The organism is Burkholderia sp. GW821-FHT14F03, from assembly GCF_058803765.1.
In genome coordinates this window covers 152512-162893 of sequence record NZ_JBXAPG010000012.1, presented here as the reverse complement: position 1 = coordinate 162893, position 10382 = coordinate 152512, and the positions used below count along the sequence as shown (strand labels likewise).

11 protein-coding genes are annotated in these 10382 nt (G+C 70.5%); 7 read left to right on the top strand and 4 right to left on the bottom strand.

The window, feature by feature from the left end; translation table 11 throughout:
* Positions 1–92 precede the first annotated feature (92 nt).
* The 4 genes from AC1RQF_RS10695 to AC1RQF_RS10680 all read left to right on the top strand — a co-directional run bounded on the left by AC1RQF_RS10695 (position 93) and on the right by AC1RQF_RS10680 (position 3835).
* A complete protein-coding gene (locus AC1RQF_RS10695) occupies positions 93–1250 on the top strand; it encodes a fimbrial protein (protein WP_274003341.1) in 1158 nt (385 codons plus the stop codon).
* A gap of 176 nt (positions 1251–1426) precedes the next feature.
* The gene (locus tag AC1RQF_RS10690; protein WP_274003340.1) at positions 1427–2242 is read left to right on the top strand and encodes an ABC transporter substrate-binding protein; all 816 of its coding nucleotides are present in this window, start codon (positions 1427–1429) and stop codon (positions 2240–2242) included.
* A 124-nt stretch (positions 2243–2366) separates the two neighbouring features.
* Positions 2367–3092 carry an amino acid ABC transporter permease gene (locus AC1RQF_RS10685; protein WP_274003339.1) on the top strand — a complete coding sequence of 242 codons (726 nt, stop codon included), beginning with the start codon at positions 2367–2369 and terminating at the stop codon, positions 3090–3092.
* 2 nt (positions 3093–3094) lie between these two features.
* A complete protein-coding gene (locus tag AC1RQF_RS10680) occupies positions 3095–3835 on the top strand; it encodes an amino acid ABC transporter permease (RefSeq protein ID WP_274003337.1) in 741 nt (246 codons plus the stop codon).
* A gap of 28 nt (positions 3836–3863) precedes the next feature.
* Here AC1RQF_RS10680 and AC1RQF_RS10675 read toward each other — a convergent pair whose 3' ends face one another.
* Positions 3864–4499, bottom strand: coding sequence for a LysE family translocator (locus tag AC1RQF_RS10675; RefSeq protein WP_274003336.1), 636 nt, complete (start codon positions 4497–4499; stop codon positions 3864–3866).
* A gap of 123 nt (positions 4500–4622) precedes the next feature.
* Between AC1RQF_RS10675 and AC1RQF_RS10670 the strand changes: the two genes are divergently transcribed.
* Positions 4623–5072 (top strand): Lrp/AsnC family transcriptional regulator, encoded by a 450-nt coding sequence (locus AC1RQF_RS10670; protein ID WP_274003335.1) that lies wholly within the window; start codon positions 4623–4625, stop codon positions 5070–5072.
* A gap of 9 nt (positions 5073–5081) precedes the next feature.
* Here AC1RQF_RS10670 and AC1RQF_RS10665 read toward each other — a convergent pair whose 3' ends face one another.
* On the bottom strand, positions 5082–5738 hold the full coding sequence (locus AC1RQF_RS10665; protein WP_274003333.1) for a phosphoribosyltransferase: 657 nt from the start codon (positions 5736–5738) through the stop codon (positions 5082–5084).
* Positions 5739–5957: 219 nt separating this feature from the next.
* Here AC1RQF_RS10665 and AC1RQF_RS10660 point away from each other — a divergent pair, with 219 nt between their 5' ends.
* Complete coding sequence (locus AC1RQF_RS10660; RefSeq protein WP_492872014.1) at positions 5958–7394, top strand: DUF389 domain-containing protein; 1437 nt, start codon at positions 5958–5960, stop codon at positions 7392–7394.
* Positions 7395–7511: 117 nt separating this feature from the next.
* Positions 7512–7757: a hypothetical protein gene (locus AC1RQF_RS10655; protein ID WP_492872013.1), complete on the top strand. Its 246-nt coding sequence runs from the start codon at positions 7512–7514 to the stop codon at positions 7755–7757.
* 284 nt (positions 7758–8041) lie between these two features.
* On the opposite strand, the gene AC1RQF_RS10650 is transcribed toward AC1RQF_RS10655, so the two are convergent.
* Both AC1RQF_RS10650 and AC1RQF_RS10645 read right to left on the bottom strand, forming a co-directional pair.
* The gene (locus AC1RQF_RS10650) at positions 8042–8803 is read right to left on the bottom strand and encodes a YoaK family protein (protein WP_274003330.1); all 762 of its coding nucleotides are present in this window, start codon (positions 8801–8803) and stop codon (positions 8042–8044) included.
* A gap of 116 nt (positions 8804–8919) precedes the next feature.
* Positions 8920–10164, bottom strand: coding sequence for a M23 family metallopeptidase (locus AC1RQF_RS10645; protein WP_443111577.1), 1245 nt, complete (start codon positions 10162–10164; stop codon positions 8920–8922).
* Between the last annotated feature and the right edge of the window lie 218 nt (positions 10165–10382).

Here is a 10382-nt window from a genome sequence, read left to right as displayed (position 1 = left end):
CCCCCCCCCCCCCCCCCCCCCCCCCCCCCCCCCCCCCCCCCCCCCCCCCCCCCCCCCCCCCCCCCCCCCCCCCCACGACTGGAGGCAACGATATGACGATTTCGCCACGCATGCGCACGTTCCTGTTCGCCTGGCTGACGCTCACAGGCTTCTGCCTCGCGGGCGGCGCGCAACCGGCTCATGCCGGGCCGACGGCGAACGACTGCCGGTTTGGCAACACCGAAGGTACGCCCTGGCGCTTGGTCACGCCGCTCACCGAGTCCACGCCCGTCGGCGCGACCCTGTACCAGCGGACGATCTCGTTGACCGTCAATTACCGATTCGGCTTCGCGCTGCCATACGAGCACGAACTGGTCTATGCGGGGCATTGGGGGCCTTATACCTACATCCGGAACGGCATCGCGAAAACGAATGTGGACGGGATCGGCTTCAAGTGGGTGGGCGTGGGCAAGGACGGGGTCGAGCGCACGTTCCCGCAGACCTCGAGACCGCTGGTGCTGGCGACGGAGAGGCTGATGCAGGATGGCCGGCCGCCGCAAACGAACACCGGCGTGGCGACCTTGCGGCAATACCTGATTCTCGAGAAGCCGGCCTCGCAATTGCCGGAGGGCAAGCTCGTCGTGAGCAGCCTGCTCGGCAACCCCATCACCGAGGTGTATGCCATCGACCTGCAGAAAGGTGAGGCGATCCCGGGCGAGACGGTGGAGGTGCCGGGTTATATCATGCCGCCGAACCGATGCAATCATTCGATCAAATACACCGGCGTCGAGAACCTGACGCTCGGCGGCGGTGGCCCGATCGAGGTGCCGAATACCTGCGAGGTCCAGTCGAACTTCGTCGTGCCGGTCAATCTCGGCCACTTCTCGTTGAGCCAGTTCGGCAGCGTCAACGCCACGTCGCAGCCCGTCAATTTCAGCATCGTGCTGAACCGTTGCGCGGCCGCGGCGAAGCCGGCCATCAGTTTCCGCGACAAGGCGGTGCAGCCGAATCCGGACAAGACGCTGCTGCAACTGAGCGCGCCGGGCGGACAGGCGCTCGCGCAGGGCTTCAACATCGTGATGACCGATACGCTGTCGGGCGCGCGCATCGCCTATGACGAGCCCGGCGTCGCACGGCAATACCCGATGCGTCGCATCGGCGATACCGCCGAGATGCTGCTGCACGCGCAGTACATCCGCACGGGCGCCGACGGCGCGCTCAAGCCGGGCTACGCGGGCGGCGCGGCGGAGTTCACCTTCACGTTTCCGTGACGGCCCGCCGCGTCATCACGAAAATGGCTGAGCAAAGCACGATTTGTTGGTTCGGATCGGCGCGCCGCGCTGGTACGTTAGCGGCTTCGCGGCCTTACCCGCCGCGAGCCCTCCGCCGAACGGGAACGGGCCGTCGCGCGATCCGCGGCGGTCAACATAACAAGCAGGTCGTGCTCATGAAAATCCACACTCTCGCTACCTGGCTCCTCGGGGCCGCGCTCATTTCCTCCGGCGTCGCCGCGCACGCGGACCGGCTCGACGACATCAAGAAGGCGGGCGTGCTGCGCGTCGCCACCTTCGACAGCAATCCGCCGTTCGGCTATGTCGACGCGAAATCGAATCACGTCGTCGGGCTCGACGTCGACTACGCGAAGGCGCTGGCCGACAAGCTCGGCGTGAAGCTGCAACTGCAGCCGACCAACCCCGCGAACCGCATTCCGTTCCTGACCTCGGGCAAGGTCGATCTCGTGCTCGCGAACTTCACGATCACCGACGAGCGCGCGAAGCAGATCGACTTCAGCATCCCGTACTTCGCCTCGGGCCAGCAGTTTCTCGCCAAGAAGGGCGTGCTGAAATCGGCCGACCAGCTGAACAGCCTGCGGATCGGCGCGGACAAGGGCACCACCAACGAGATCACGCTGCGCGAGAAATATCCGCAGGCGACCATCGTCGCCTACGACGACACGCCGTTCGCGTTCGCCGCGCTGCGGGCGGGCAACGTGCAGGCGATCACGCAGGACGGCCCGAAGCTGATCGGCCTGCTCGCCAACGTGCCGGACAAGCAGCGCTACGAAGTCCCGGCATTCACGATCTCGAACGACTACATGGGCGTTGGCGTGCCGAAGGGCGAGCCCCGTCTCGTCGCGTTCGTCAACGACACGCTCAAGGGCCTGGAAGCCAGCGGCCGCGCGAATCAGATCTACAACGCCTGGTTCGGTCCGACCACCAAGACGCCGCTCACGCGCATCTTCAGGATCGGCGACAAGGCCTGACCCGGCCGCCATCGCCGAGCGGCGCGATGCGCGACGTCGCGCCGCTGCCGCGCGCCCGAATCCGGGCGCGCGGTGTTTCACGCAACTCACGGAACAGCGCCGCCGTCCGGCGGCGGGAATCGACATGGAAAGCGGTCTGGCGCCGAAGTATCTGATGTGGTTGGGGCAGGGCTTCCTGCTCACGCTGGGCCTGTCGGCCGCCGCGGCCGTCGCGGCGACGCTCGCGGGCTTCGGGCTCGCGAGCGCGCGGCATGCGCGCGCGGGCTGGCTGCGCCGCGCGGCGGGCGCGTATATCGTCGCGTTTCGCAATTCGCCGCTGATCGTGCAACTGCTGTTCTGGTATTTCGGCGTCGCCGCGCTGCTGCCCGAGGCCGTGATGGGCTGGCTCAACACGCGTCATGCGATGAGCGTTGCCGGCTTCACCTTGCATTGGCCGTCGTTCGAGTTCGTCGCGGGCTGGGTCGGGCTCAGCGCCTATACGAGCGCGTTCGTCGCCGAGGAATTCCAGGCCGGCCTGCGCGGCGTGCCCGCCGGGCAGCATCACGCGGCGGCCGCGCTCGGTCTCACGCCGTTGCAGGCGTTCCGCCACGTCGTGCTGCCACAGGCGGTGCGCATCGCGCTGCCGCCGCTGTTCGGGCAATACATGAACCTGATCAAGAACTCGTCGCTGACGATGGCGATCGGCGTCGCCGAGCTGTCGTACGCGTCGCGCCAGGTGGAGACGGAGACGTTCCGGACCTTCGCCTCGTTCGGCGTCGCGACCGTGCTCTACATCGTCGCGATCGCGGCCGTCGAGGCCGTCGCGCACTGGAGCGCCCATCGGCGCGATCAACCGTTCGCGGGGCGCTGACGATGGACCTCTCCCTGTTCGTCGACAACCTGCCGCGCCTGCTCGTCGGCGCATTCCCCGACGGCCCGCTCGGCGGCGCCGCCCTGTCGCTCGTGCTGGCGGTCATCTCCGCGCTCGCGTCCGCGCTGCTCGGCGTGCTGGGCGGCGTCGCGCTTGCGCTCGCGCGCGGCCCCTGGCGCGCGCTGCTGCTCATCGTGATCGGCTTCTTCCGCGGCATCCCGGTGCTGATGCTGATTTTCTGGACCTACTTCCTGCTGCCGGTGCTGCTGCACGTCGACGTGCCCGGGCTCGCGGCCGTGGTGTGCGCGCTGTCGCTCGTGAGCGGTGCCTATCTCGCGCATTCGGTGCATGCGGGCATTCTCGCGGCGGGCGCGGGCCAATGGCAGGCGGGCCTGTCGCTCGGGCTCACGCGCTGGCAGACGCTGCGTTGCGTGCTGTTGCCGCAGGCGGCGCGGATCATGACGCCGTCGTTCGTCAACCAATGGGTGTCGCTCGTCAAGGACACCTCGCTGGCCTATATCGTCGGCGTACCGGAGCTGTCGTTCATCGCGACGCAGATCAACAACCGGCTGATGGTCTATCCCGCGCAGATCTTCCTGTTCGTCGGGCTGATCTACCTCGTGATGTGCACGGCGCTCGATCGCATCGCCACCTGGCTGCTGACGCGCGCGGACCGTGCGCAGGCGCGCGACGGCGCGGCGCGGGGCGCGCCGCAACCCGCGTCGAGCGGCGCGCGCGGTTAGCGGCTGGCGCGGCGGACCGCCGCTGCGTTCAAACGGCTTGCAGCAGGCCGTGCAGCGCGGCCGCGCATTGCGCGACGCCCAGCAGCGCGATCACGCCGGCGGCCGCGAGCGATACGCCGCGCACGAGGCCGGCACTGGCCCGCGTGCGCAGCGCGGCGCTCGCGCCGCTCAGGCACAGCCACCAGGCGGCCGAGCCCGCGAACACGCCGCCGACGAGCGGCGTGATCGCGCGCCACGCGGACGCATCGCGCGCGCCCGGCAGCGGGCCGAGCGCCGCGAAGATCGCGACGAACGACACGATCGTCATCGGATTCGACACGGTCAGCGCAAAGGTGGTCGCGAACGCGCGCGCGGCGTGCGGCGCGCGGGTCTCACGCGCATCGGCGGCCGGCGTCGCGCGCGCGATCGCCACGGCGATGCCGACCAGGAACAGGCCGCCCGCGAGCTTCAGCGCGACCGTCAGCATCGGCAGCGCGGTCGCGACGCCCGCGACGCCGAGCGCGCCGAGCAGCCCATAGAGCGCGTCCGCGCAGGCCGCGCCGAGGCCGGTCGCGAAGCCCGTGCGAAAGCCGTGGTTCAGGCTGCGCTGGATGCACAGCATGCCGATCGGGCCGACCGGCGCGGCGATGCAAAAACCGATCACGAGTGCGTTGACGAAGGCCACCTGATACCTCTCCCGTCCGGCGTGAGGCCGGTTTGACGGATTCCATCGTAGGCGGCGGCCCGGCTTGGTGGAAGGCGTTTTTTAAGGCAGGATGCGCGGATCGCCTTAAATCTTCATGCAGAGATGGACGATATCGACTGGCAACTGCTGGGCGTGCTCCAGCAACACGGCCGCGCCACCTACACGGAGCTGGCGCGTCGCGTCGGACTGTCGGTGCCCGCCGTGACGGAACGCGTGCGGCGCCTGGAGGAGGCGGGCGTGATCGAGGGCTACGCGGCGCGCGTGAATCCCGCCGCCGCCGGCTATCCCGTGGCCGCGCTGATCGGCATCACGGTGCCGCAGCCCGCGAAGGCGAAATTCCTGAAGCTGCTCGACGCGATTCCGGAGGTGCTCGCCTGCCACCATGTGACCGGCGCGGATTCCTACCTGATCCAGGTCGTCGCGCTCGGCATCGGGGATCTGGAGCAACTGCTGGCCCGGCTCAATCCCTATGGCGAGACGCGCACCTCGATCGTGATGTCGACGCCGCTGGCCGCCCGCGCGCTGGCGCGGCCGCGCGGCGCGCGGCGCTGAACGCAGCGCTCAGTGCACGTCGCGACGCGCCTCGGCGACGCACGCGAGCACGGTTTCGTCGCCCACCGCGCGAAAGTCGCGGTAGGCCTGGCCGACGCTGAAGAAGAACGGTGGGGTGCGCAGGCAGAGGAAGGCGTCGATCGGATCGGCGTCGAATTCATGCGCGGCGTCCGCCGGCGCGACCGGTACGGCGACCACGAGCGCGGCCGGATGATGCAGGCGCAATGCGCGCACGGCGGCTTTCAGCGAGGCGCCGGTCGCCATTCCGTCATCGACGAGCAGCGCGGTGCGGCCGTCCAGGTCGGGCATCGGTTCGCCGCCGCGATAGCGCGCGTCGCGGCGCGCCAGTTCGTCGCGCTCCGCGGCGAGCACCTCGGCGAAGGCCGCATCCGTCACACGCTCGGCCGCGATGACCGCGGCTTCGCGCACGAGCACGCCGTCCGCCGCGATGGCGCCCATCGCGAGTTCCGGATGGTCGGGCACGCCGAGCTTGCGCACCACGCACAGCTCGAGCGGCAACCCGTGCGCTTTCGCGATTTCCCAGCCGACCGGCACGCCGCCGCGCGGCAGCGCGACGACCACGAGGGGCTGCGCGAGCACGCGCGCGGGCAGCGCCAGCGCGAGCTGGCGACCGGCGTCGACGCGGTTGGCGAATGGAGCGGTCATCGGGAACGTGGCGGGTGGGACGCTTCCAGTGTAGGCGGCGCTGACGGATCGTTCCAGCCGCCACGCACGGCGGGCCCGCCGTTGCCGGAGGGGAATTTCGATGCTTCAATGCGGATTCGACCCGGGTTGGCGGCGCGACGTCCGGCGGGTGGACGCGCGGCGCGCAGCAACGGCCCGGAGCCCGCGCGCCGTTCGCGCGCCGCCGACGCGAGAGCCCCCATGACCGACACCGAACGCGACGTTTCCCCGGAATCTGCCTCCCGCCGCGCCACGCGGCTGCGCGCGGTGCTGCGCCGCTATTTCAGCCTGCGTGAGGGGCAGGCCGAGCCGGCCGTCATCGACGAGGACCTGCGCGGCGGGATCGGCCTGCGCGGGACCAATCTGTGGATCCTGATGGCCGCGATCTTCATCGCGTCGATCGGGCTCGACGTCAATTCGACCGCGGTGATCATCGGCGCGATGCTGGTGTCGCCGCTGATGGGGCCGATCATGGGCATCGGCTATGGCATCGGCATCTACGATTTCGTGTTGATCCGCCGCTCGCTGAAGAGCCTTGGGATCGCGACGCTGATCAGTCTCGCGACCTCGACGCTGTATTTCTCGCTGAGTCCGCTCACGGGCGCGCATTCCGAACTGCTCGCGCGCACCTCGCCGAGCATCTGGGACGTGTTGATCGCGCTGTTCGGCGGACTCGTGGGCATGGTCGGCGCGACGCGCAAGGAAAAGACCAACGTGATTCCGGGGGTGGCGATCGCCACCGCGCTGATGCCGCCGCTGTGCACGGCCGGCTACGGGCTCGCGCACGGCAGCCTGCGCTACTTCGCCGGCGCGTCCTACCTGTTCTCGATCAACTGCGTGTTCATCGCGTTCTCGACGGTGCTCGTCACCTGGGCGATCCGGATGCGGCCCGCGCAGCAGGTCGACGAGCGGATGCAGCGCCGCGTGCGGCGCGCGGTGCTCGCCGCGGTGGTGCTGACGGCGGTGCCGAGCGTGTTTCTCGCGTACCGGCTGGTGGCGGACGAGGTGTTCACGGCGCGCGCGCAGACCTTCATCAAGGACGAGCTGTCGCTGCCGCAAACGGTGGTCGCGAATACGCGGATCCTGCCGGCCGCGCGTTCGATCGAGGTGACGCTGGTCGGCCGGCGCGCCGATCAGCAGCAACTCGACCGGCTGGCGCTTAAGCTGCCCGCCTACGGGCTGCCCGACAGCCGGCTCGCGGTGCGGCAGGCGGGGGACGAGCAGATCGACGCGGGGCGGCTCGAATCGTCGTTGAAGGCGAGCATCGTGCGCGACCTCGTGGCCGCGAACGAGGCGACCCGGCGTCATCTCGACGACAAGGACGAGGCGATCGTGCGCCTGCAGGGCGCGCTCGATCGCGATGCAGCGCGGCGCGCGGAATTCGCGCAGGTCGCGCGCGAGCTGCATGCGCAGTATCCGCAGATTCGCGAGGTGCTGTATGGGGACGCGGCGGAGTGGGCGCCGGGGGCGATGGTGGTGAGTGCGCCGGGAGTAAATGCGCCGGGAGCGGAACCGGTGCCGGTGTTCAGCATCGCGACCGCGCGGCCCTTGCCGCGCGCCGATCGCCAGCGGCTCGAACGCTGGCTGAGGGTGAGGCTCGCCTCGGCGCAGGCGCGGCTCGTCGCGACGACCGGTTAGCGGAGCATTCTTCCGCGTGCCCGTACGGTGGAATGACCGGGGCACGGCCCGGCCCCGTCCGTCAACAAACAGCCGCGCCGCGCGGCTTGGCGCAACAGCGCGGCTTGGCGCAACAGTTTGTCGACCTGGGCGCGCGGGTCGCGGGCGAGCGACACGAACCGGCGCGGGCGCGGCGCGATGATCGGTGAGCGGGTCATTGCCCCGCGTGCCGCGCCCGCCGAAATGGTCGGGGGCACGGCCAGGCACCATCCGTCAACAAACAGCCGCGCCGCGCGCCGTCTGGCGCAACAGCTTGTCGACCTGCGCAAGCGGGTCGCGGGCGAGCGACACGAATCGGCGTGGGCGCGGCGCGATGATTGGTGAGCGGGTCATTGCCCCGCATGCCGTGCCCGTACGGTGGAATGACCGGGGCGCGGCCCGGCCCCGTCCGTCAACAAACAGCCGCGCCGCGCGGCTTGGCGCAACAGCTTGTCAACCTGGGCGCGCGGGTCATGGACGAGCGACACGAATCGGCGCGGGCGCGGCGCGATGATCGGTGAGCGGGTCATTGCCCCGCGTGCCGCGCCCGCCGAAATGACCGGAAAGCGAGCCCGCCGATCACGGCCCGGCATCGTCCGTCAACCAACCGCCACGCACCGCGCGCCGCCTCAGCGCCACCGCTTCCCGACCTGCGCGCGCAGATCATCGACGAGCGGCACGAACGCGAGCACGGCGAGGATCACGGCGAGCGGGATGGTCACCGAATAGCCGACATGCTTGAAGCCGACCGCGCCGAGCAGCCCGCCGCCGAGGAACATCGCGAGCATCGTCGCGAGCACCCGCAGGCGCGGCAGGTTGGCGCGCACGGGCGGCAGCGCCGGGTCGTCCGCGCGGTTCGGATAGCACAGCTTGCCGAGTTCGATGCCGATGTCGGTGACCATGCCGGTCACATGGGTCGTGCGGATCTCCGCATTCGAGAGCTTGGTGATCATCGCGTTCTGCAGGCCCATGATGAAGCACAGCAGCAGCACCGTGAGCGGCGCGAACAGCGTGCGATGCGCGGCAAGCTGGCTGCCGAGCAGGCCGAAGCACAGCAGCAGCGCGGCCTCGACCAGCAGCGGCGACGCATACTGGCTCTGCAGCCCGCGCCGCCGGCCCCAGTTGACGAGCAGCGCCGAGCCCGCGGCGCCCGCGACGAAGGCGAGCAGCGAGGCAATGCCGGCGAGCGCGAGCACGAGGTTGCCGAGCATCGCCTCGTCGGCGATCGACGACACGATGCCGCTCATGTGCGAGGTGTACTGGTGCACCGCGAGAAATCCGCCCGCGTTGGCGGCGCCCGCGACGAACGCGAGCGAGAAGCCGAGGTGGCGGTTGCCGCCGGCGCTGCGGTCCTTGCCGGCGAGGCTGCGGAAGTACTGCGTGGGCGCCATCGGCGAATCCTTCCTCTGAAACGGGCCGCGCCCGGGCGCGGCGGGTGGGCGGCGTGGCCCGGCGGACGGGCCATGATAGCGAAACCGGCGTGCGGCGCACAAGCCGCCGCCGGGCCTCAGGTCGAGGCGTAGTGGGTGTCGAAGATCGCGCGCAGCGTCGAGGTGTCGCGCGCGAAATCGGCCCACAGCGGCGCGTCGATCTGCGCGAAGCCGAGCGGCGCCGGCGCGGCCGCCGCGAGCGTCGCGCGCATGTCGTCGAGATGGTGGCGGAACGCGCTCAGCTGCATGCCCGACAGCGGATCCTGCGCTTGCGCGAGCGTGACGAGCGGATCGACCGGCCGATCGGCGATGCGCACCTCGAAGTGCAGGTGCGGGCCGGTCGCGGCGCCCGTCGCGCCGACCGCGCCGAGCCGCTGGCCCTGCGCGATCGCGGCGCCCGTCTTCAGGCCCGGCGCGAACGCCGACAGGTGCGCGTAGTAGGTGGAATAGCCGCCCGGATGGTCGACGATCACGTATTGGCCGTAGCCGCCCGGATCGGTGCCGACGAACGACACGACGCCGTTCGCCGCCGCGTTCACGCGGGTGCCGCGCGGCGCGGCGAGGTCGACGCCCGTATGCATCAGGCGCAGGTGCGACAGCGGATGGACGCGCTCGCCGAAGTACGAGCTGATGCGCGTGCTGCGCACCGGCATCGTGAAGGCCGCGCCGTCGAGCGGGCGGCCGTCGAACGCGTAATACGCGCCCTCGGGCGCGCCGGGCGGCTTGAACCACAGCGCGCCGAACGCGCGCCCGCCGGCCCGGAGCTCGAGCGCCGTCACGCGCGGCACGCCGGCCGAGGTGTCGAAGGCGATCCGGTAGCGGTCGCCGGCCTGGGCGCGCGCATGCAGGCGCAGCTTGCCGGTGACCAGGTCGCCGATCTGGATCCGGACTTCGGGCGGCAGGTCGAGCCGGTTCAGGGTGTCGGCGAGGCTCGCGGTGATCTCGCCCGCGCGCAGGCCGGAATCCGCTTCGAGCGCGTCGGGCGCGGCGGCGAACATGTCGGCGCCATAGCCGAGCAGGTCGTTGCGGTGGGCGGTGAGCGGGGCGAACAGCCCGGGCGGCGCGCTGCGCTCGGCCACGAGCCGCTCGAGTTCGTGCGAGACGAACCGGTGCGCGCTCGGGAACGGGGTGTCGGCGAGCACCCGCTGCGGCGTGAGCGCCGCCCGTTCGAGCGCGGCCGCCGGCGGCTTCGAGACGGCGGGCAGCGCGGCGGTGAATGCGAAAGCCAGCAGCGCGCCCAGCGCGCCGGTGGTGGGCCAGGCCCGCCGCATCAGGCGGCGCGCGGAAACAGGGTCATGTACGGGGGCCAACAGTGTCCACATCCTTGTTTGAAAAGGTGAATTCGGGCAAGCAGGGAGTGGGCGAAAAAACTGCATCCGCACGGCGCGGCCGGCGGCACAGGACGTTCAACGAATCGGGGTTCGATCGGATCGGACCGTCTTCGCGCCGTTCGGCCCATCAACGCGGACGCATCCGCTCCGAACGGCGATCCATCTTTGGGCAGGCGTAAGCCGCGGGGAGAGAATCGACGCATGTAGAG